Below are 20,104 nucleotides of genomic sequence, written 5' to 3'. Positions count from 1 at the left end.
AATAACATAACACGAATGGCGCCGTGTGTGGGGGAAGGGGGCGAACTTCAGCCCTGGCCCAGCGCGTCCATCAGCTCCAGGGCGTAGCGCACCCCGGTCTCGAAATCGCGGCGCAGCACGTTCTCGTTGGGCGCGTGGACCCGGCCCGCCACGTTGCCGATGCCCAGCGCGACCACCGGCGCCCCTACGTACTCCATAAAGGGATGCATCGGGCCGCTGCCCCCGCTGCTGGGGTGCAGGATCGGCTCGTGGCCGTAGACCTCACGGGCCACCCGCACCGCCGTCTGCACGAAGGGAGCGCTCAGGTCGCTGCGCGAGGGATGTTCGTGGCTTTCCAGCTCCACGACCTCGATGTCGCTCAGGCCCTGTGCCGCGAGGTGGGCGCGCAGCAGCGCCACGATCTTCTCCGGGTCCTGGTCGGGCACCAGCCGGAAATCCAGCTTCACGAAGCCCTCGGCCGGCAGCACGGTCTTGCTGCCCTCGCCGCCGTAGCCGCCGTGAAAGCCGTTGACGTTCAGCACGGGCATCAGGTTGATGCGGGCATTGAACTCTGCGGGCGTGCCCAGGCGGTGCGTGACGTCATAGGCCTCCACCAGCGCCTCGCCCTGCCCGGGAATGCGGGCGATGGCTGCCCGGTCGGCCTCTGAAGCGGCCCGCACGTCGTCGTGAAAGCCGGGAATGGTGACCTGCCCGTCGGCGTCGCGCAGGCTCGCCACCGCCCGCGCCAGCCGCCACAGCGGATTGTCCACCACCGCGCCGGTGCTGCTGTGCAGGTCCCCCGCCGCCACCCGGCAGCGCAGTTCCAGGCACACCACGCCCTTGAGGCCCGCGTACACGACCGGCTGGCCCTCCGGCGTCACGCTGCCGAATTCCCACCACACCCCATCGGCACACAGTTCATCGGCGTGCTCCCGCACGAACGCGCCCAGGCTGGGGCTGCCGACCTCCTCCTCGCCCTCCAGCAGCCACTTCACCCGCAGGGGCAGCCGGCCACCGTGCCGCTCACGCAGCGCCCGCAGCCCGGCCAGCCGCGACACAAATTCTCCCTTGTCGTCCGAGGCGCCGCGCCCATACAGGCGGCCGTCCCGTTCGGTCAGCGCAAACGGCGGGCTGTCCCACAGCTCCAGCGGGTCCTCGGGCTGCACGTCGTAGTGGTTGTAGATCAGCAGCGTAAAAGGGCCGTCGCCGGCCTCGGCGACCAGCACCGGGGCCACCTGGCCGGGATACCGCGCCACGCTGAAGCCCTCGGTTTCCAGCAGCGCAGTCACGGCGTCGGCCGTCTCGGGCAACATGCGGCCCTGGGCCGACACGCTTTGCAGCGCCACCAGTTCGCGCAGGTCCGAGAGGCCGCGCTCGATGTGGGCGGACAGGTCCAGGGAGTCGGTTGTGGTCATGGCCTCAATTTACTTCTCGAAGCCGTGCGGATGCCCCCGGTGCCAGTTCCAGGCCGTCTGCACAATCTCCTTGAGGTCGGTGAATTGCGGCCTGAATCCCAGCTCCGAGACGATTCGGGTGGCGTCGGCCACCAGCCGGGGCGGATCGCCCGCGCGGCGGGGAGCGCTCTCGCGCGTCATCGGCGTGCCGACCACACCGTCCACCGCGTCCAGCACCTCCCGGACCGAAAAGCCGTGACCCAGCCCCACGTTGTAGGTGGCCGCGTCCGTTTTTCCGGCGTGCAGCGCCTCCACCGCCAGCACATGCGCGTCGGCGAGGTCCTGCACATGCACGTAATCGCGGATGCACGTTCCATCGGGGGTGTCGTAGTCCTCGCCGAAAATCATCATCTTCTCGCGCTGTCCCAGCGCCGTCATGCACGCCAGCTCAATCACGTGGGTCTGGCTGGGGTGCGCCTCCCCGATGTCTGCGGCAGGCGAGGCGCCGCACACGTTGAAGTACCGCAGAATCACGTAGGGCAGGCCGTGGGCCGTGTGAAAGGCGTGGATCATGCGCTCGGTCATCAGCTTGGTCTCGCCGTACACGCTCTCGGGGTGCAGGGCGGCGTCCTCAGGAATCGGCACGGCGTCGGTGGTGCCGTACACGGCCGCCGTGCTGGAAAAGACCAGCGGCACCTTGCGGGTCTCCACGATGGCCTGCAGCAGGTTCAGGCTGCCCACCACGTTGTTGCGGTAGTAGCGTGCCGGGGCGCGCATGCTCTCGCCCACCTCGATCAGCGCGGCGAAGTGAATGATCGCGTCGGGCTTGTGGGCCTCCAGCGCGGCCCTGACGCTGGGGAAATCGAGCAGGTCGGCCCGGACGAGTTCCACATCCCCCGGCAGGGCCCCGGCGTGGCCGCTGGAGAGGTTGTCCAGCACCACGACCGCGTGCCCCGCCGCCCGCAATTGCCGGACCGTGTGTGACCCGATATACCCCGCGCCGCCAACGACTAGAAGCTTCATTGGAGGGAGCGTAGCAGGCGGTGGCCCGCGCGGGCTGTCGCCCGTTCGGAAGTGGAACACCAGATGAAAGGGGCCAGGCGGCAGGAAGGGCGGTCATGGAGCCGGGCCAGGACGGGGCGGGACTAGAATTCACGTATGACGGTGAACAACGAGCGTGATCTGAAAGGAATGAAACTGGCGGGGAAAGTGGTCGCCCGGACCCTCGAAGCCCTGAAGGCTGCCGTGGAACCCGGCGTCACACCCGCCGAGCTGGACACGCTGGCCGGACAGATTTTTACCCAGCATGGCGCTTTCTCCGCGCCGCGGGCCGAGTACGGCGCCCCCGTCAACGTGTTTATCAGCGTCAACGAGGACATCGTTCACGGTCTGCCGACACACCGGCCCCTCGCGGCGGGTGATGTGGTGTGCCTGGATGTCACGCCGAATGTGGGGGGGTATGTTGCCGACGCCGCCGCCACGGTGGCCGTTCCGCCCGTTTCCCCGGTGGCGGCTCGCCTGATCGCCTGCGCCGAGGCCGCGTTTGCACAGGCCATGACGGCGGCCCGCGCGGGGCGCCCGATCAACGGGATCGGCAGGGCGATTGAAACGGAGGTGAAGCGGCGTGGTTTCACCCTGCTGCGTGAACTGCAGGGCCACGGCGTGGGCCGGGCCATCCACGAACAGCCGGACGTACCGAACTTTTACCACCCCGCGTTGAAAAAGCCGCTGCACCAGGGGCTGGTCATCGCCGTCGAGCCGATGGTGTCCAGTGGACGCAGCTGGCGTACCCGAACGCTGCAGGACGGCTGGACAATCTCCACCACCGACGGGGGCATCGCCGCGCACTTTGAACACACCATCATGATGACCACGGGCGATCCGCTGATTCTGACGGCCTGAGCTCAGATGCTCTTGAAGCCCTCGAAAGGCTCCTTGCACGCGTCGCAGACATACAGCCGCTTGCACAGCGTGGGACCAAAGCTGCCGGTCATCCGCACGTCGAAGCTGCCGCAGCGGGGGCAGCGGGTGGCGTCGGCCTGCAGCTGAATCAAACCGTCCTCGGCGGGGGCGGGCGGAGCGATGCCGTACTCGCGCAGGCGTTCGCGGGCATCCTCCTTGATCCAGTCGGTGGTCCACGGAGGCGTGAGGGTGCTGCGGACCTCCACCGCCGGTGCGCCCAGATCGCGCACCGCCTGGCCGATGCTGTCGCGGATGACGTGCAGCGCCGGGCAGCCGCTGAAGGTAGGCGTGAACGTCACGGTGACCGCGCCGTCCTGAGCGATCTGCACGTCACGGACCATGCCCATGTCGGTCACGGACACCACCGGGATCTCGGGGTCAGGAACCGTGTCCAGCGCGGCCCAGATGGCCTGTGGGGTGAGGGGGGCATGGGGAACAGTCATGGGGCTCCTTACCAGAGTTCGGCGTCGGGATGGTCGCGGGCGACCCGCTGCATCTCGGCGAGCAACGGCTCCAGATGTTCGGTGTGCTGTTCGCGTCCGGGCTGCTCGGCCCCGGCGGGCGGCAAGGTCAAACCACAGCGGTCGGTCAGGTGCGGCACGACCAGTCCGTCCCAGCGGACCCGGACGGCGTTCAGGTCGGGCAGCACGCCGTCCCCGGTCAGTTCGGCTTCACCGGCAACCGGCTGAAACAGCTGGCCGAGATGGGGCCACAGGGCGTTCAGGGCGTCCTGGGTGCGGCGCAGGCTCTCGGGCGTGCCCAGCGCGAGGCGCTCGACCCACAGCGCCGTGTGCTGCAGGTGAAAGCGCTCCTCGCGGAAGGCCTTGGCGGCGACCTCGGCCAGCGGAACATAGCTGCTCTGGCGGGCGGCGTCCAGCCACACGGCCTCGTAGGCGTCGTACAGGTACTGGCGCAGCATGGTAAAGGCCCAGTCTCCCCGGGGCAGTTCCACGAGCCGCGCGCAGGTGTACCCTGCGGCGTCCCGGGTAAAGGCCAGCTGATCCGGGTTGCTGCCGTCCAGGGCGCGGCGCAGTTCCAGATACAGTCCCGCGTGGCCCAGTTCGTCCTGCGCGATGTTCGCCAGGGCGATGTCCTCCTCGAGAATCGGGGCGTGGCCGGTCCACTCGCCGCCGCGCTGGGCCAGGATGATCTCGTCGTCGGCCAGGGCGGTCAGCTTGCGGATCAGGGCCGCCTGCTGCGTCTCAGAGAGGGTCAGGGGAGCGGGAGCGGTCATGGGTTTACCTCGACGTCTGCGGCGTTGGCTTCAAGGGTACGGGCGGGCTGGTCGTGCGGGTGGTCGTAGACCTTGTGGTCTGCCACATGCGGCTCCTCATTCACGCGCCGGGGCATGCGGCCCTCGCGCTTGAGCTGGCCCACGTGCTTGCCAATCACGCCGTAGTACTGCTGCTGCTTGTAGGTCTTGTCCTTGGCCGGGGCAAACCAGCTTTCCACCGTGCCCGGATCGTCGTCGGTGCGGGCAATGGCCGCCTCGGGAAAGACCAGCCACGCCAGGGCGTCGGCGTGGGCGGCCTGCGCCTGCCGCAGCGCCTCACCGGGGCCGCTGGCCTGCACCGTGCCCACCAGATCCACGAAGGTCATGCTGCGCTTGTGGGTTTTCTTGACCCCGACGTGGTACGTATCGGCCTCGCCGGGCGTATCCAGCACCGCCGGATGGGCGGCGAGTTCCTCGGGTGTGGCGCTCAGGATGTCGGCCTCGCGCACGGCCCACAGGCTCACGGCGGCGGGGCGGCGCACAAAGACATTGCGGGCGGTCAGCAGCGCGTGATCGGGATCGCCGGCATGCACGCTGCCCACCGCCTGATACGGGCGTTTCTCGCTGTCCTGTTTAAAAACTTCCCAGCGCGGCCACTGGGTGTCGTGCGTTGGAGATTGTGAAGGAGACTGGGTCATGGTTGTCCTCGGGCGCCCTGGGGGCGCGGAAAGAAAAGCGGAAGCGCTGAACCTCAACAGGAGGGCGTGGGCAGGCGCAGCCTCCACATGCGTGGACTGCGGCCCGCCCCCCGACCTGTTTTCCGCTAGTCCGCAGCCACGGCCCGCTGACGGTCGGTGTACGCCTGCAGGGCCTCACGCACCCAGGCCCCCTCGTCGTGGGCCTGCTGGCGGGTGGCCAGGCGCTCGTTGCCCAGGCCCCGCTCGCCCTTGATGACCGCCCAGAACTCATCCCAGTTGATGGGCCCGTGCTTCCAGTTGCCGTCGGCGTCCTGGTGCAACTCGGGGTCAGGAATGGTCAGTCCCGCCTCCAGCAGTTCGGGCGCGTGTTCGTTGAGGAACTCCTGCCGGACCTCATCGTTGGTCTTGAGCTTCACGCCCCACTTGCTCATGATGCCGGTGTTCGGGCTGTCGGCGTCGTGCGGCCCGAGCATCATCAGCGCCGGCCACCACCAGCGGTTCAGGGCGTCCTGGGCCATCGCACGCTGGGCGGGGGTGCCCTGCGCGTAGGCCACGATCATTTCCTTGCCCTGTTTGTGGTGAAAGGTCTCCTCGCTGCAGATCCGCACCATCGCGCGGCTGTACGGTCCGTAACTGGCCCCGGCCAGCATGGTCTGGTTCTTGATGGCCGCGCCGTCCACCAGCCAGCCGATCATGCCCACGTCGGCCCAGTTCATGGTGGGGTAGTTAAAGATCGAGGAGTACTTGGCGCGGCGGGTCAGCAGCGCCTCAATCATGTCCTCACGGGTTGCGCCCAGCGTCTCGGCGGCGTGGTACAGGTACTGGCCGTGCCCGGCCTCGTCCTGCACCTTGGCCATCAGGATGGTCTTGCGCTTCAGGCTGGGCGCGCTGGCGATCCATTCGCCCTCGGGCAGCATGCCCACCACTTCGGAGTGCGCGTGCTGCGAGATCATGCGGATCAGCTGGCGGCGGTACTCGGCGGGCATCCAGTCGCCGGCCTCGATTTTCTCGCCGCGCTCGATGCGGGCCTCAAAGGCGGCGTGCTGTTCGGCGGTTTCTCCGGGCATGATGTGAGTGTTGTGCTGGGTCATAGGGGACCTCCTGAGATAACCCCAGTCTACCTAACGAGCGTTAGGTTGGTGGTGAGGCCTCTAAGCAGGCGCATTCATGTCGGTGCGCCCTCGCCGCCCTTGCCCCGTGGGCCACACCAGGGCGGCTCGTCCTGAGAGAAGCCGGCCGGTCACACGGCGCGGGATACTCGCCCATCGCCCCAATGGTGAGGGCGGCAGCAAGGGCGGTCAGGCGATCAGACGGGGCTGTAACGACGCGGCGTGCTGCATCAGCAGCCGGTATCCGGCGCTGTCATGAGACAGGCGGCCGGCAGCGAGCAGCAGGCGCAGGGTGGGCAGGTGGTAGAGGTCACCGTCATCGCCCCGCTCCATGTTCTGCGGGTCAAAGGCGACGGGTTTCAGAGCAGTCTTCGCTTCCTTCATAGGTCCCCCAACCCGCCCCAAAAATGAGCGGTTTCTTTATCTGATCTCAATTATCGCCACACAAACTTTCTAGAATCTGACGCGCAGGCAGGCCACCGGGCCGGAGCATTTCCCCGTGGCTGACGTCAGGTGGGCCATACTGGTCTCAAGTGAATGTGCAGCGCCACACCCCTATAGATGCCTTTATGGACACCCAGCTGCGCGACGCCATACGCGCCGATTTATCCATCACGTCCGCGCTGGCCTACAGCAGTTTCCTGCGTGAAACGGCGGACGAAGACAGCAATACCGGGCATGGACTTTACCCGGCCCCGGACGCTGAATTCGGTGTGATGCACCCGCTGTGCAGCCTCACGCCGGCCCGGCACAGCGTCCTTCACCTGACCGTCCCTGCCGCACCCACCGGTGATCTGCCCAGAGGGGCAGGCAGATGAACCTCCTGCCTCCCGCTTCCCCCCGCCTGGGCCTGGGCCTCGCCGCACTGGGCCGGCCCGGATACATCAACCTGGGCCATGACCGGGACCTGCCCCACAAGGACGTGCAGGCCCTGCAGGACAACGCCTGGACTGTCCTGGACGCCGCGTGGGCGGCCGGCGTGCGCTACTACGACGCCGCGCGCAGCTATGGCCGCGCCGAGGCCTTTCTGGGCGGCTGGCTGCGCGGGCGCGGACACACCGCCACGGTGGGCAGCAAGTGGGGCTACACCTACGTCGCGGACTGGCGCACCGACGCCCGTACGCACGAGGTCAAGAGTCATGATCTGGACACGCTGGTGCGGCAATGGCCCGAAACCCTGGCGGCCCTGGACCGTGCCCCGGACCTTTACCTGATCCACTCCGCGACGCTGGAGACGGGTGTGTTGGAAAACGGGCGGGTGCTCGCGCGGCTCGCGGAACTCGCGGCCTCGGGCGTGCGCGTGGGCCTGAGCACCAGCGGACCGGGGCAGGCCGAGACCCTGCGGCGGGCGCTGGACGTCTCGGTGGAGGGCCGCAACCCGCTGAGCGTGGTACAGGCCACCTGGAACGTGCTGGAACCCTCAGCGGGCGCGGCGCTGGCCCAGGCACATGCGGCGGGCTGGGCGGTGGTGGTCAAGGAGACGGTCGCCAACGGCCGCCTGACCGCGCGGGGAACGCCGCCGCCCGCGCTGACCCGGCTGGCCCAGGCTCTGGAGGTCACCCCCGACGCCGTGGCGCTGGCCGCCGCTCTGGCCCAGCCGTGGGCCGACGTGGTTCTGAGTGGAGCGACCACCACGGCGCAGCTGCGCAGCAACCTGCGGGCCCTGGACCTGCGGCTGGAGGCGGACGCCCTGGCCGACCTCGCCATGTCGCCGGCCCACTACTGGCAGGAGCGCTCGGGCCTGGGCTGGAACTGAGCGGCCCGGCTTAGCGCCCGCTCCTCTCCTCTGCCCCGTCTGCCAGCGCCTGCAAGGCGGGGCGGATGTTGACGAGTTCCGAGGTCGCGGTGTGCCACACCAGCGCCGGGTCAATGCCGAAGTAATCGTGCGCCACCAGATTGCGGATGTCGCGCAGATACGCCCACGGCACGTCCGGCCAGCGGTCCTCCACGCTCTGCGGAACGAACTTGGTCGTCTCGCCCAGCCGGGACAGGTTGCGCAGCACGGCGTCCTGGGTCCGGTGATCGGCCAGGAAGGTGTCCAGGGTATGCTCCGCCGTGTAGTCGCGCACGCGGTCCAGGGCGTCCAGAATGTCGTGAACGCGCCAGCGCCAGCGCTTGCTCCGGTGGCTGGACTTCGGATGACGGGGCAAGTGGGTCACGTCCACCGCGTCGGCCAGGATCTCGCGGCGCAGCTGGGGCTTGAGGCCGCCCTCGGTCAGCACGTCAATGCGGCGGCGCAGGGTGTCCTCGAACAGGGCCTTGACGTGCATCAGGTCCAGCAGTCCGGCCTCGCCCGCAAAGTCCACGAGCAGGTCCACGTCCGACAGGTCGGTGGCCTCGCCGCGCGCCACCGAGCCGAAAATCCGCACGCGGGAGACGCCCATCTGCCGCCACGCGGGCTCCACCGAGCGGATCACGCGGGCCACATCCTGCAGGCTGGTATCGGGAAACAGGGGCGGGCCGGAAGACGTCACCGCCCGAGGATACCCGCCCGCGCCCACGCGCTAGCATTCTGTCCATGATCGTTGCCGTGGGCCATGACCTGATCGAGATCGCGCGCATCCGCCGCATGCTGGAGCGTGAGGGAACGCGCGCGGAGAAACTGTTTTCTCCCGAGGAACTGGCCTACTGCGCCCGCCTGCAAGACCCCGCCCCCAGCCTGGCCGCCCGTTTCGCCGCCAAGGAGGCCTTTCAGAAGGTCTGGCCGCGCCCCCACGGCTGGCGCGACGTGTGGGTCACCCGCACCTCCACGCCCGGCGGCCCCTTTCCCTTCACGCGCCCGGCACTCGCCTTCGTTCCCGAAATCGGGGCCGAGATGCAGGCCCACGGCTGGGTCGCCCACCTCACCCTGACCCATACCAAGGAACACGCCTCGGCGGTGGTGGTGCTGGAGGACCGGGGCCATGGCGCCGCGCCGTAGGTCCGCCACTCGCCCCATCCGCCTGATCGCCACCGATCTGGACGGTACTCTGCTGCGCCCCGACCACAGCGTCAGCCCGCGCACCCGCCGGGCGCTGGACACCGCGCGGGCGGCGGGAATCCACGTCGTGCCGGTCACGGCCCGGCAGCCGCGGGGCATTCGGCATATTGCCGAGGTGGCGGGCTTCATGGACTACGCCCTGTGCGGCAACGGCGCGCACGGGCTTCACCTGGGCAGCGGCGAGACGCTGTTCGAGGCGCACGTGCCGGTGGCGGCGCAACGGGCGCTGGCGCGGGCGCTGACCGAGCGGGTGCCGGGCGTGCTGTTCGCGAGCGTACGGGAAAGGGGCGAGGTCTTTGTGGCGCAGGAGGGCTACGCGGCTCTGGCCCAGTTCGAGGACCACAAGCGCGCGCCGGACGAGATGGGGGCCTCTACGCTGGAGGACGTGCTCACCGGGCCGAGCCTGAAACTCATCGTGCGCCATCCGGCGCTGCCTCCGCGTGCCCTGCTCGCCGAGATGGGGGCGCTGGGGCTGGGCAGCTACGCCGTGACCCACAGCGGCGCGCCGTTTCTGGAGGTGCTGGCCGAGGGGGTCAGCAAGGCCTGGGGGCTGGACCGGCTGTGCAAAATGCTGGGGGTGGACCGCCGCGAGGTCCTCGCCTTCGGGGACGCCCCGAACGACGCCGAGATGCTCGCCTGGGCCGGCCGTGGGGTGGCGGTCGCCAATGCCGAGCCCGAGGCCCTGGCGGCGGCGGACGAGACGACCCTGAGCAACGCCGACGACGGCGTGGCGGTGACCCTGGAGCGGATGCTGGCGCTGGCCCCACCCCAGCACGAGGAGCTGAAGTGAGCCGCGCCAGGACCCCATGAATGCGCGGGATGGTCGGCGCGCTGACAGCCCGGCCCACCCCATGTCCGGTACGCTGGAGCATGAACTCCAGAGCGCTGCCGGCCTTCCCCGCCCTCCTGACGCTGGCCCTGGGGACGGCGGTCCCGGCGGCGGCGCAGTCCCCGGCTCCGGCCATTCCGGCCACGCCCGCCACCTCTCCGGCCCCCACTGGTCCCGCGACCCGAAACGCCCCTGAACAGGCGGCCCTGACGCGCGGGCGGGCGCTGATGACCGGGTTCCTGGCGGTCAATCTGAATCCCCTGTGGCAGTCCTTTTCCCCGGCAGTGCGCGCACAGTGGGGCACGCTGGAGGGCTTCACGGCCTTCCGCAAGACCGGCCTCGAGCAGTACGGAGCCGAACTCCGGGTGGTGCGGGAGCGGACCTTCATGCAGGGCGGGGAGGCGGTGTATGTCCGCAGCGCCATCTTCGAGAAGGCACCGCAGGAGGTCTGGGCCTTCGTGGTGGGCTTCACCGGCCCGCAGGTGACCACCTTTGGCGTGCTGCTCGAGCAGGACCGCACCGACGATCCGGTGGTCCGCACCCCGGCTTACGGCCCGCGCTGACGCAGCTGTTCCTTGCCGGCCCTGTCGGTGAGGCTGAAGGTATACGCCTGCGCCTCCAGCGTGACCCAGTTCACGCGCTGGCCCGCACACGCGCCGGGCAGTTCGACCTGCGCGGGCGTGGGATACCGGCGGTCAATGCTGTCCTGCCGGAAGGTCTCCAGCATGCGGGTCAGGGCATTGGCGCAGTTCTGGGCGGCGGCGCGGGCAGTCACGTCTCCGGCGTCCGTCGCCCCCGCCGGGCCTCCACTGTGCTGGGCGGCCTTCAGAGCGCGGACCTCGGCCTCCAGCGCGCTGACGCGGGCGCTCAGCTCAGCAACACGGGGATCGGGCGGCGGCTGGCACGCGCACAGCGACGCGGCCAGCAACACCCCACTCCACACGCGCCGCCTCATGCCCGGCACGCTAACGCCCCGCAGGCCCGCAGAAGATGAGCGGACGCTGCAGCCGGCCAGAGAAAGCGGGCGGTGCCGGGGGGCGGCCTAGCGGTTAAACACGCTGACGAGCTCGACGTGGCTGGTCTGCGGGTAGAAGTCGTGGGGCGTGACCTCGCCCAGCTTCCAGCCGCGCCGGGTCAGGTCGCCCACGTCACGCGCCCAGGTGGCCGGATCGCAGGAGATGTACACCAGCCGGTCGGCGGTGGAGGAATGGATGTGCTCGCGCGCTCCCTCCTCCAGCCCGGCCCGCGGCGGATCAACCACGATCACGTCGGTGCCCAGTTCGCTGAAGCGGGCGGCGTCCCCGTCCCGGAAGGTCACGTTGGTCTCACCACTCTCGGCCACGTCCTGCCGCCCACGTGCCAGGGCCTCGGCGGCGGCGTCCAGCACGGTCACGCGCCGGAAGTTGGGGGCCAGGTGACGGCCGATGGCGCCCGAGCCGCCGTACAGGTCCACGGCATGCTCGCCCGAACCCGCCAGTTCGGCGGCCCGCACATACGCCAGCCCCGCCGCCGGCGGGTTGACCTGCGCGAAGCCGGTGGCGCTGACGCTGACCTGCACGCGCCCGAACTGCTCGCGGATGTCCGCCTCTCCGGCGATCAGGCGCACGCCCGCGCTGAAGCGGCGTCCGGCGGGCTGCGCCAGCGAGACCCCGACCACCCCGGCGTTCATCAGGTGGTCACTGGCGCGCAGGAAGGTGCGCGTCTCTCCGGCACCGATCACGGCGGCCACGACCTCGCCGGTGAGCAGGCTGGCCCGGAAGGCGATTTCGGTGGCCGGGTCGAGCAACGCCGGGTCCAGGCGGGCCACCACGTCCGCGATGGCCTGCATCACCAGCGGGTCGCCGTGCACCACCAGCGGGTCGCGGCCGCGCCGCTCGCGGTAGGCCAGGCCCTGCGGCGTCACCAGGTACTGCGCGGCGTTGCGGTAGTGCCACTCGCTCGGGCTGGGCACCGTCTCGTTCACGGGGTGGCGGACCTTGGCGATGCGGATCAGCGCCTCGGTCACGAAGTCGCGCTTGAATCTCAGTTGCGCGGCGTAGGACGCGTGGGCGAGGTCGGCGGTGGGCAGCTCGGGGGCCTCCACACGGTCGGGGCTGGCATTCAGAACCTCCTGCACCACGCCCTGGCGCACGCCCCGGCCCGCGCGCACCCGCGCCGTGACCCGTTCGCCGGGCAGCGCGCCGCGCACAAGCACCACGCCGTCGCCGTCCCGGGCCAGCCCCAGGCCGCCCGCGACCAGTTTCTCGATCTCCAGCGTCAGCAGCGCTGCGGAGGGTGGGGGGGTAGACATTTCAGGGTGGGCAGCGTCAGACATATGGAACCCAGGGTAGCGCGGCCGGGCGACCTCAAAGGTTCAGCCGTTCCACAGCTGCCGCGAGCGCCTGCGGCGTGTCCACGTCCAGCAGCAGTTCGGCGGGAAAATGGCAGGTCACCGCCCCGCGCGCGTGGGCGGCCAGCACCGACCGGGGGCCGTGGTCGGCGTCGGGCAGGGTGAGCAGCGCGGGCAACAGATCGGCGCGCAGCAGGTGCGGCGGAGCGCGCACGGCCTCCTTGCCCTCGCCGTAGGCCGCCAGCACCACGGGCGCACCGGTCTCCCGGAAGGCACGCAGCAGCTCCCGGTGCAGCGCCGCCGTTACCAGCGGCATGTCGGCCAGCGCGAAGGCCGCGCCGCCCAGGCCGCCGGGCAACGCCCCCGCGGCCACCCGGAACGAGGAGGCCAGACCGCGCTCCGGGTGGGGATTGACCACGAAGGCAAACTCCAGGCCGCTCAGTGCCGCGCGGATTCCCTCACCGACCTCGCCGGGAGGCACCACCGCGAGCAGCGGCGTGTAGGCCGCCGCGAGAGCACGCGCCGCGTGGCGGCACAGCGGCTGCCCGCCCAGCACAGCAAGCTGCTTGGGCTGGACCATGCGGACGCTGCGGCCCGCGGCGAGCAGCACGCCCGCCACCGGGGAAGGCTCGGAAGACATGCGCCCATGCTAGACCCTGCGGCCTCCACGCCTCCGGCCTCCCTCCGCTTACAATCAGGGAGCTCTTCGCATCCGGACGTTTTTCTGAACCGCTCGCCGGTTCTGCGCGCCACAGTGCGCACCCCAGGAGGTCAGCCATGAAACTCAATTACTCGGGACAGGAACAGGTGGGGGCCGCCCCGGCGGTGGTGTGGGCCTTCGTGCAGGACCCGGAGCGGGTGGCGCGCTGCCTGCCCGACGTGCAGGAGGTTGTGGTCCATGACCAGACCCACATGGACGCCACCGTGCAGGTGGGCGTGGGCATGGTGCGCGGCAAGTTCAAGTTCAAGATCGAGGTGCTGCCCGACGAGCCGCAGGGCCGCGTGAACGTCAAGGTGCAGGGCGGCGGGCTGGGCAGCCTCGTGGACCTGACGGCGGGGGCCAACGTGCTCGACAACGGCGACGGCACCACCACCCTGGACTGGACCGGTGAGGCGAGCATGCGCGGCCCGCTCGCCACGGTCGGCGGACGGGCGCTGGACGTGCAGGCCAAAAAACTGATCCAGAAAACCTTCGAGAACATGAGCACCCACATCGAGGCCTCGGCGGGCACGCTGGCGTAGGGCGGCGTGGGAGGCGGGAACGAAAAGTTCCCCCTTCCACGCTCCCTTGGTCGTTTGCCTTCAGCGCTGCATCCCGGCGGGACCCCGGGAGGACAATGTCAGGCGCCCGGGCTTCAGGAAGCTGGGGTTCAGGAGTCTGAGGTTCAGGAGTCTGGGTCCGCGCCCGGCAGGGCCAGCGCGGCCTGATTGAGCTGCTGCACCGCCGTGATGACCCCGTGCGGAGAAACGGCGAGGACCCGCCGCTCGGCCAGGGTCCACAGCGCGCGGTGAACGGCCATCTCGGCCTCGGCCCCCCCACCCGGCGCGAGGCGGTCGAGCACGGCGGTGTAGCGCAGCGGCCCCGCCTGGGCGCTGCCCCCGGCCCACGGCGTGACCGCCACGAGCAGCCCCAGCACCCGGCGCTGCTCCGGGGTCTCGGCGCGGTCCAGCACAGCCTGCCGGGCGCGGACCCGGGCGACGCGGGCCTCGCGCTCCCGGCGGCGCTGTTCGAGCACGGCGGCGACCTCCTGCGGCGTGCCGTTTCCCCGGCGGGCGCGGGCCTCGCCGATCAGCTGTTCCAGGCGTCGGTCGGCGCTCTCGCCGGCCTGGGCCCGCCACTGCTGGGTGCGCCCCCGCACCCGGTCAGCGGCGTCCTGCACGCGCGGGTCGCTCAGGGCGGCCTCGGCGGCGCGGCGGGCGGCCCCGCGCAGGCCTCCGTCACCGCCCGGTGTCGGCTCGGGTTCACGCAGGGCCTTGGTGACCCGGATCAGGGTCTTGAGGGAGGGCCGGCGGGTCATGCGGCCTCCGGCCAGCAGGCAAAGAGGAGCGAGAACATCCTCCACTTATACCCGAGGCCAGCGTGAGGAAGCGTCCCCCGAAAGTCAGGCCCGGGCCGGGCCCTCCGTCTGCGGTTCGGGGACGCTGCGGCGCACTTCAGGCGGTGGGCAGCCGCGCCGCGGAGGCCTCTGCGGCCACCCGGACCGGCAACGTCGGGACCACGGGAAGCAGCGCGCCCAGCGCAAAGCCGCCCAGTGTGATGGTGATGAGCATCATCCACAGCAGGTCCTGGCCCAGGGGAGCCAGAAACAGCGTGCCGGCCTCCACGAGTCCGGCGACCACCGCGGCGTAGGCGGCGACGATCAGCATGCGGCGGATTCCGGGTTCGGAGGTGGGGTGGGCCGGGCGACGGCCCGAACACGGCAGAGGAGGCGGGGGCCGGCGCGCGAACCGTCTGCCGGAGTCCAGACCGACCATCAGGGCCGTCAGGGCGCACAGCAGGGCGGCGAGAGTCATGGCCTCAGGGTAGGCACGCGGTTCTGACGGAAGCCTGCCGGTGCCCAACATAAAGATGAGCGATACTGGCCGGGTATGTCCTCCACCCCCTGTCTGGCCCCGGCGCGCCCCGAGGGCGGCACGTGACCGCCTCCCGTTCCGACGGGCTGCCCACCCCGGCCGACCTGCAGGCCGACTTCCGCGCGCGCGGCTACGTGACAGGCGAGGCGCTCTCGACCGCCCTGCGGCTGGTGGTGGCCCTGCAAAAACCCCTGCTGCTGGAGGGCCCGGCAGGCGTGGGCAAGACCGAGGCCGCCAAGACGCTCGCCGGGGTGCTGGGCACCCGGTTGATCCGCCTGCAATGTTACGAGGGCCTGGACGCCCAGGCCGCACTGTACGAATGGAACTACGCCCGGCAGCTGCTGCACCTGCGCGCCGCCGAGGTGGGGGGCGCTCGGGTGGACGACGACGAGCTGTACGGCGAACGCTTTCTGATGGCCCGCCCGCTGCTGCAGGCCATCTGCGAGGACGTCTCGCCGGTGCTGCTGATCGACGAGGTTGACCGCGCCGACGACGCCTTCGAGGCCTTCCTGTTCGAGCTGCTCGCCGAGTGGCAGATCACCGTGCCGGAGCTAGGGACCATCTCCGCGCGCACGCGGCCCCACGTGATTCTGACGAGCAACCGCTCACGCGAACTGAGTGACGCCCTGCGCCGGCGCTGCCTGTACCACTGGGTCGAGTACCCCTCGGCCCGCCAGGAACTGGAGATCGTGCATGCCCGGCTGCCCGGGGTGAACGCCGCGCTGGCCCGGCAGGTGACCGACGCCGTACATGCGCTGCGCCAGCTGCCGCTGGGCAAGCCGCCTGGCGTGGCCGAGACGCTGGACTGGGCGGCGGCGCTGCTGAGCCTGCACCGCGACCATCTGGACGCGCCCAGCATCGAGGCCACACTGGGCGCGGTTCTCAAGTTGCGCGAGGACCAGCTGCTTGCCGCGCCGACCCTGCGGGGCGTGGCGGCCCAGACTCCCGGGCAGGATTGACGGGGAGGGCAGCAGTGAGTGAGCCCGTTCCGGCCAACCTCGCGGCCCGCATCACGGCCTTCGCCGCCCGGCTGCGCACACGCCACGGCTTTCTGATCGGCCCCGGCGAGGCGGCGGACGCGCTGCGGGCCGCCGGGGCCGTGGAGTTGCTGGACCGGAGGCAGCTGCGCGACGCCCTGCGCGCCGTCCTCACCGACCGCCCCGAGCAGACGCGGAGCTTTGACCACGAATTCAATGTCTTCTTTCGCCGCGACGGCGAACCGCCGCCCCCCGAGCTGCCGCCACTGCTGTCCGAGACCGGGGCCCCCGGCGCGGAGCAGGACCCCGCAGCCACGCCCCGCCCACCACAGGGGCAAGAGGGACAGGTCCCCACCCCGGCCCCTCCCCAGACTGGCGAGGAGCCCGAGCTGGTCCCGGCCCCGGCGAAACCGCAGGGAAAGGCGGCGGACCATCCGGACGACGCGGACGGCGACCTGCAGACGGTCCAGACCCGCCTCAGCCCGAATGCGGGGGCGGGCGGCGCGGTGCACACGGCAGCCGACGACCTCAATGAACTGTTGCGGGCGGCCTCCGCATTGATCCGGGTGGTGGAACTGGGTCAGGCCCGGCGGCTGCGTCCGATGGCCCGCGGCCCAAAGCTGGACGCCCGCCGGACCCTGCGTGCCGCCGCCCGCACGGCCGGCGACCCGGCCGCGCTGCGCTGGCTGGGCCGCCCGCGCCGTGCGCCGCGCTTTCTGCTCGTGCTGGACGGCAGCCGCAGCATGGGCAAGGACGCCACGCTGCTGCTGCGTTTTGCCCAGGCGCTGCACCTGCGCTCGCGCCGGGTGGAGGTCTACGCCTTTTCCACCGGCCTGACCCGGCTGACTCCCCACCTGCGCCGCACGCGTCCGGGGCAGCCGCTCGCGCTGCCCGATCTGGGAGAGGCCTGGGGCGGCGGCACCCGCATCGGCGAGAACCTGTTGCAGCTGGCCCGCCAGGAACGCGAACGGGTCAACCGCGACACGGTGGTGCTGATTCTCAGTGACGGCCTGGACACCGGCGAGGTGGAGGTTCTGGAACGTGCCCTGCGTGACCTGAAGCGCCGCGCGGGCCGGGTGGTGTGGCTCTCGCCCCTGGCCGCGCTGCCGGGCTATCAACCGGTGCAGCGGGCCATCCGCGCGGCGCTGCCCCACCTGGACGCGCTGCTGCCCGCCGGCGGCATGGACGACCTGCTGCGTCTGGGCGCCCGGTTGCACCGTTCATAACATCCCGGTTCCTGCACCGGCCTTCTGCCTTTCTCACCCCGCCACCTTCGCTGCGAGGGGCGGGAAGTTCTGCGGCTGAGGGCACCGACCCCTGACCCGACTGCGACGGCCTCCCAGTGACAACCGCCGGCGACTGAGCTTGACTTCAAGTTTTTTTTAGGCTTAACTAAAAATATGAAGTTCATTCCTCAACATCTTCTGCTGACGGCGCTGCTGTGCGGCGGAACAGGTGGAACGGCCCTGGCACAGGCCCAGGACAAGAAGACCGTGCTGACCACCTTCACGATCCTCGCCGACATGGCACAGAACGTGGCGGGAGACCGCCTGAACGTCGTGTCCATCACCAAACCCGGCGCGGAGATTCACGGCTATCAGTTCACGCCCAGCGATCTGGTGAACGCGCGTGGGGCCAGCCTGATCCTCAACAACGGCCTGAATCTGGAGCGCTGGTTCGAGAAGTTCACCCGTCAGCTTGGCCGGGTTCCCAGCGTGACCCTGACCGAGGGCATCACGCCGGTCAACATCACCTCGGATGCCTACCGGGGCAAACCCAATCCGCACGCCTGGATGTCCCCCAAGAACGCCCTGATCTATGTGGAGAACATCCGCAAGGCGTTCGTGAAGCTTGATCCCGCCGGGGCAAAGACCTTCAATGCGAACGCCAGGAAATACAGCGATCAGATTCGCGCGGTGGACACCCGGCTCAGAACGCAGCTGGCCAGTCTGCCCAAGAATCAGCGGGCGCTGGTGACGTGCGAGGGGGCCTTCTCGTACCTGACGCGCGACTACGGCCTGTCCGAACATTACCTGTGGCCGGTCAATGCCGAGGAAGGTCAGGGAACGCCGCGCCAGATCAAGGCGGTGATTGACGCGGTGCGCGCCGAGAAGATTCCCGCCGTGTTCTGCGAGAGCACCGTGCCCACCCGCGGCATGGAACAGGTGGCGAAGGAGGCCGGCGCCCGCTTTGGCGGCGTGCTGTACGTGGATTCCCTGACCGACGCGCGGGGGGCCGTGCCCACCTACCTGAAGCTGCTGCAAAAGGACGCCGACACCATCCTCAAGGGGCTGGGAACCCGATGACGCACGACCGGATGAACGCGCTGGAGGTTCACAACGTGAGCGTGGCCTACGGCGGCGGACGTCTGGCGCTGCGGCAGGCTACCCTGGAGGTGCAGGGCGGCAGCGTTTGCGGTCTGGTGGGCATGAACGGCGCGGGCAAGAGCACCCTGTTCAAGACCGTGATGGGATTTCTGCCGCCGCTGCGCGGCACGGTACAGGTGTTCGGGCAGCCCGTGAACCGCGCCCAGAAGGCCGGGCTGATCGCCTACGTTCCCCAGAGCGAGGACGTGGACTGGAACTTTCCGGTCAGCGTGCGCGAGGTGGTCATGATGGGCCGCCAGGGCAAGATGGGCTGGCTGCGCCGTCCCAGCGCCGCGGACCATGGGCTGGTGGAGGAAAGTCTGGAGCGTGTAGGCATGGGCGCCTTTGCCGAGCGGCAGATCGGGGAACTCAGTGGCGGGCAGCGCAAACGCGCCTTTCTGGCCCGTGCGCTGGCCCAGGAAGGCCGCCTGCTGCTGCTGGATGAGCCCTTCGGCGGCGTGGATGTGGGCACCAGCGAGGCCATCATCGCGCTGATGGGCGAACTGCGCCGCGAGGGCCGCTCCATGCTGGTCAGCACCCATGACCTGGGCACGCTGGAGAGCTTCTGCGACGAGGTGGCCCTGATTGCCGACCGCACCGTGCTGCTGTATGGCCCCACCGGCGCCGTCCTGACTGCCGAGAACCTGGCCCACACTTTTGGCGGGCGCTCGCCGCTGCACGCTGCTCCCACTTCCCGCCCGGAGGCCCGCCCATGACCCTGGAATTTCTGCTTGCCCCGCTGCAGTACGACTTTATGCTGCGGGCCCTGCTCGTCAGCGCACTGGTGGGAATGGTGTGCGCCGTGCTGTCGTGCTTCGTGATTCTCAAGGGCTGGTCCCTGATGGGCGACGCCGTGTCGCACGCCGTCTTGCCCGGCGTGGTGATCTCGTACCTGCTGGGCCTGCCCTTCGTGATCGGCGCCTTCTTCTTCGGACTGCTCAGCGTGAGCGCCATCGGCTTTATTCAGTCGCGCTCGCGGGTCAAGGAGGACACCGTGATCGGGGTGGTGTTCACGGCCCTGTTCGCGCTGGGACTGGTGATGATCTCCAAGGTGTCCAGCGACGTACACCTCAGCCACATCCTGTTCGGAGACGTGCTGGGCATCGGCGACTCGGAGCTGTGGCAAACGGTGATTGCCGGAGCCGTCGCCCTGATCGTGACCCTGTTGCTGCGCAAGGACCTGCTGCTGTACGTGTTCGACTCGACCCATGCCCGCTCGATCGGCCTGAACACCGGCGTGCTGAATTATGTGCTGCTGACTGTGCTGGCCCTGACCATCGTGACGGCGCTGCAAACGGTGGGCGTGATTCTGGTGGTCGCCATGCTGATCACCCCCGGCGCGACCGCCTACCTGCTCACCGACCGCTTCTCGCGGATGCTGTGGATTGCCGTGGCCTGCGGGGTGGGATCCAGCGTGATCGGCACCTACGGCAGCTACTTTCTGGACGGCGCGACCGGCGCGAGCATCGTGCTCGTGCAGAGCATCCTGTTCGTCCTCGCCTTCATCTTCGCGCCCAAACACGGCCAGCTGGCCCGCCGCCGGCAACAGCTTGCCGAGCGCGCCGGCGAACTGGGCGAGGGGCAGGGCAACCCGGGTTCCCCACGGGCGGTCCTGGGCAGAAGGCAGGCCGGGGATTCCGGCAAGCGCAGCGACAGCGCCGCGGACTGAAAAGGTCCTGCCCGCCCAAGAAGAA

At 69.9% G+C, this 20,104-nt stretch carries 25 protein-coding genes; 12 read left to right on the top strand and 13 right to left on the bottom strand.

Going from position 1 to position 20,104, the window contains the following annotated elements; translation table 11 throughout:
* Positions 1 to 47 precede the first annotated feature (47 nt).
* A complete protein-coding gene (locus IEY21_RS09175; protein ID WP_188903630.1) occupies positions 48 to 1,394 on the bottom strand; it encodes a M20/M25/M40 family metallo-hydrolase in 1,347 nt (448 codons plus the stop codon).
* Positions 1,395 to 1,403: 9 nt separating this feature from the next.
* Positions 1,404 to 2,396, bottom strand: coding sequence for a UDP-glucose 4-epimerase GalE (galE, locus tag IEY21_RS09170; protein WP_188903628.1), 993 nt, complete (start codon positions 2,394 to 2,396; stop codon positions 1,404 to 1,406).
* A gap of 135 nt (positions 2,397 to 2,531) precedes the next feature.
* Between galE and map the strand changes: the two genes are divergently transcribed.
* Complete coding sequence (gene map, locus IEY21_RS09165) at positions 2,532 to 3,275, top strand: type I methionyl aminopeptidase (protein WP_188903626.1); 744 nt, start codon at positions 2,532 to 2,534, stop codon at positions 3,273 to 3,275.
* 2 nt (positions 3,276 to 3,277) lie between these two features.
* Here the strand turns inward: map and paaD are convergent, their stop codons facing one another.
* The 5 genes from paaD to IEY21_RS09140 all read right to left on the bottom strand — a co-directional run bounded on the left by paaD (position 3,278) and on the right by IEY21_RS09140 (position 6,739).
* Complete coding sequence (gene paaD / locus IEY21_RS09160; protein WP_188903624.1) at positions 3,278 to 3,778, bottom strand: 1,2-phenylacetyl-CoA epoxidase subunit PaaD; 501 nt, start codon at positions 3,776 to 3,778, stop codon at positions 3,278 to 3,280.
* 8 nt (positions 3,779 to 3,786) lie between these two features.
* On the bottom strand, positions 3,787 to 4,569 hold the full coding sequence (gene paaC / locus IEY21_RS09155) for a 1,2-phenylacetyl-CoA epoxidase subunit PaaC (protein WP_188903622.1): 783 nt from the start codon (positions 4,567 to 4,569) through the stop codon (positions 3,787 to 3,789).
* Positions 4,566 to 5,246: a phenylacetic acid degradation protein gene (locus IEY21_RS09150; RefSeq protein WP_188903620.1), complete on the bottom strand. Its 681-nt coding sequence runs from the start codon at positions 5,244 to 5,246 to the stop codon at positions 4,566 to 4,568. Before IEY21_RS09150 ends, paaC begins: the two co-directional genes overlap by 4 nt.
* Positions 5,247 to 5,371: 125 nt before the next feature.
* Positions 5,372 to 6,337, bottom strand: coding sequence for a 1,2-phenylacetyl-CoA epoxidase subunit PaaA (paaA, locus tag IEY21_RS09145; protein ID WP_188903617.1), 966 nt, complete (start codon positions 6,335 to 6,337; stop codon positions 5,372 to 5,374).
* A 207-nt stretch (positions 6,338 to 6,544) separates the two neighbouring features.
* On the bottom strand, positions 6,545 to 6,739 hold the full coding sequence (locus IEY21_RS09140; protein WP_188903615.1) for a hypothetical protein: 195 nt from the start codon (positions 6,737 to 6,739) through the stop codon (positions 6,545 to 6,547).
* Positions 6,740 to 6,888: 149 nt separating this feature from the next.
* Here IEY21_RS09140 and IEY21_RS09135 point away from each other — a divergent pair, with 149 nt between their 5' ends.
* Positions 6,889 to 7,173 (top strand): hypothetical protein, encoded by a 285-nt coding sequence (locus tag IEY21_RS09135; protein WP_188903613.1) that lies wholly within the window; start codon positions 6,889 to 6,891, stop codon positions 7,171 to 7,173.
* Entirely contained in the window at positions 7,170 to 8,111 is a 942-nt protein-coding gene (locus tag IEY21_RS09130; protein WP_188903611.1) for an aldo/keto reductase, read from the top strand. The genes IEY21_RS09135 and IEY21_RS09130 overlap by 4 nt, the downstream gene beginning before the upstream one ends.
* Positions 8,112 to 8,121: 10 nt before the next feature.
* Here IEY21_RS09130 and IEY21_RS09125 read toward each other — a convergent pair whose 3' ends face one another.
* The gene (locus tag IEY21_RS09125; RefSeq protein WP_229753000.1) at positions 8,122 to 8,829 is read right to left on the bottom strand and encodes a HepT-like ribonuclease domain-containing protein; all 708 of its coding nucleotides are present in this window, start codon (positions 8,827 to 8,829) and stop codon (positions 8,122 to 8,124) included.
* 44 nt (positions 8,830 to 8,873) lie between these two features.
* Here IEY21_RS09125 and IEY21_RS09120 point away from each other — a divergent pair, with 44 nt between their 5' ends.
* The 3 genes from IEY21_RS09120 to IEY21_RS09110 all read left to right on the top strand — a co-directional run bounded on the left by IEY21_RS09120 (position 8,874) and on the right by IEY21_RS09110 (position 10,727).
* Positions 8,874 to 9,275: a 4'-phosphopantetheinyl transferase superfamily protein gene (locus IEY21_RS09120; protein ID WP_188903609.1), complete on the top strand. Its 402-nt coding sequence runs from the start codon at positions 8,874 to 8,876 to the stop codon at positions 9,273 to 9,275.
* On the top strand, positions 9,259 to 10,125 hold the full coding sequence (locus IEY21_RS09115; protein WP_188903607.1) for an HAD family hydrolase: 867 nt from the start codon (positions 9,259 to 9,261) through the stop codon (positions 10,123 to 10,125). Before IEY21_RS09120 ends, IEY21_RS09115 begins: the two co-directional genes overlap by 17 nt.
* Before the next feature lie 80 nt (positions 10,126 to 10,205).
* Entirely contained in the window at positions 10,206 to 10,727 is a 522-nt protein-coding gene (locus IEY21_RS09110; RefSeq protein WP_188903605.1) for a hypothetical protein, read from the top strand.
* Here the strand turns inward: IEY21_RS09110 and IEY21_RS09105 are convergent.
* The 3 genes from IEY21_RS09105 to IEY21_RS09095 form a co-directional block, all read right to left on the bottom strand.
* Positions 10,712 to 11,119, bottom strand: a complete 408-nt coding sequence (locus IEY21_RS09105) for a hypothetical protein (RefSeq protein ID WP_229752999.1) — start codon at positions 11,117 to 11,119, stop codon at positions 10,712 to 10,714. The two genes, IEY21_RS09110 and IEY21_RS09105, sit on opposite strands and share 16 nt — an antisense overlap.
* A gap of 87 nt (positions 11,120 to 11,206) precedes the next feature.
* Complete coding sequence (locus tag IEY21_RS09100) at positions 11,207 to 12,478, bottom strand: class I SAM-dependent RNA methyltransferase (protein WP_188903603.1); 1,272 nt, start codon at positions 12,476 to 12,478, stop codon at positions 11,207 to 11,209.
* A gap of 31 nt (positions 12,479 to 12,509) precedes the next feature.
* Positions 12,510 to 13,133: a nucleotidyltransferase family protein gene (locus tag IEY21_RS09095; RefSeq protein ID WP_188903601.1), complete on the bottom strand. Its 624-nt coding sequence runs from the start codon at positions 13,131 to 13,133 to the stop codon at positions 12,510 to 12,512.
* Between the two features lie 137 nt (positions 13,134 to 13,270).
* Here IEY21_RS09095 and IEY21_RS09090 point away from each other — a divergent pair, with 137 nt between their 5' ends.
* Positions 13,271 to 13,735, top strand: a complete 465-nt coding sequence (locus IEY21_RS09090; RefSeq protein WP_188903599.1) for an SRPBCC family protein — start codon at positions 13,271 to 13,273, stop codon at positions 13,733 to 13,735.
* A gap of 143 nt (positions 13,736 to 13,878) precedes the next feature.
* Here IEY21_RS09090 and IEY21_RS09085 read toward each other — a convergent pair whose 3' ends face one another.
* Positions 13,879 to 14,511 carry a hypothetical protein gene (locus IEY21_RS09085; RefSeq protein WP_188903597.1) on the bottom strand — a complete coding sequence of 211 codons (633 nt, stop codon included), beginning with the start codon at positions 14,509 to 14,511 and terminating at the stop codon, positions 13,879 to 13,881.
* 136 nt (positions 14,512 to 14,647) lie between these two features.
* On the bottom strand, positions 14,648 to 15,007 hold the full coding sequence (locus tag IEY21_RS09080; protein WP_188903595.1) for a hypothetical protein: 360 nt from the start codon (positions 15,005 to 15,007) through the stop codon (positions 14,648 to 14,650).
* Between the two features lie 122 nt (positions 15,008 to 15,129).
* Between IEY21_RS09080 and IEY21_RS09075 the strand changes: the two genes are divergently transcribed.
* From IEY21_RS09075 to IEY21_RS09055, 5 genes are all read left to right on the top strand, one after another.
* Complete coding sequence (locus IEY21_RS09075) at positions 15,130 to 16,026, top strand: AAA family ATPase (protein ID WP_229752998.1); 897 nt, start codon at positions 15,130 to 15,132, stop codon at positions 16,024 to 16,026.
* Between the two features lie 14 nt (positions 16,027 to 16,040).
* Entirely contained in the window at positions 16,041 to 17,270 is a 1,230-nt protein-coding gene (locus tag IEY21_RS09070; protein ID WP_188903593.1) for a vWA domain-containing protein, read from the top strand.
* A gap of 174 nt (positions 17,271 to 17,444) precedes the next feature.
* Positions 17,445 to 18,350, top strand: a complete 906-nt coding sequence (locus IEY21_RS09065; RefSeq protein ID WP_188903591.1) for a metal ABC transporter substrate-binding protein — start codon at positions 17,445 to 17,447, stop codon at positions 18,348 to 18,350.
* Entirely contained in the window at positions 18,347 to 19,126 is a 780-nt protein-coding gene (locus tag IEY21_RS09060; RefSeq protein WP_188903589.1) for a metal ABC transporter ATP-binding protein, read from the top strand. Before IEY21_RS09065 ends, IEY21_RS09060 begins: the two co-directional genes overlap by 4 nt.
* A complete protein-coding gene (locus IEY21_RS09055) occupies positions 19,123 to 20,079 on the top strand; it encodes a metal ABC transporter permease (RefSeq protein ID WP_188903587.1) in 957 nt (318 codons plus the stop codon). The genes IEY21_RS09060 and IEY21_RS09055 overlap by 4 nt, the downstream gene beginning before the upstream one ends.
* Positions 20,080 to 20,104: the final 25 nt, after the last annotated feature.

The sequence above is a fragment of the Deinococcus aerophilus genome (assembly GCF_014647075.1).
Lineage (GTDB): Bacteria > Deinococcota > Deinococci > Deinococcales > Deinococcaceae > Deinococcus > Deinococcus aerophilus.
This window is presented reverse-complemented; position numbering and strand designations above follow the sequence as displayed.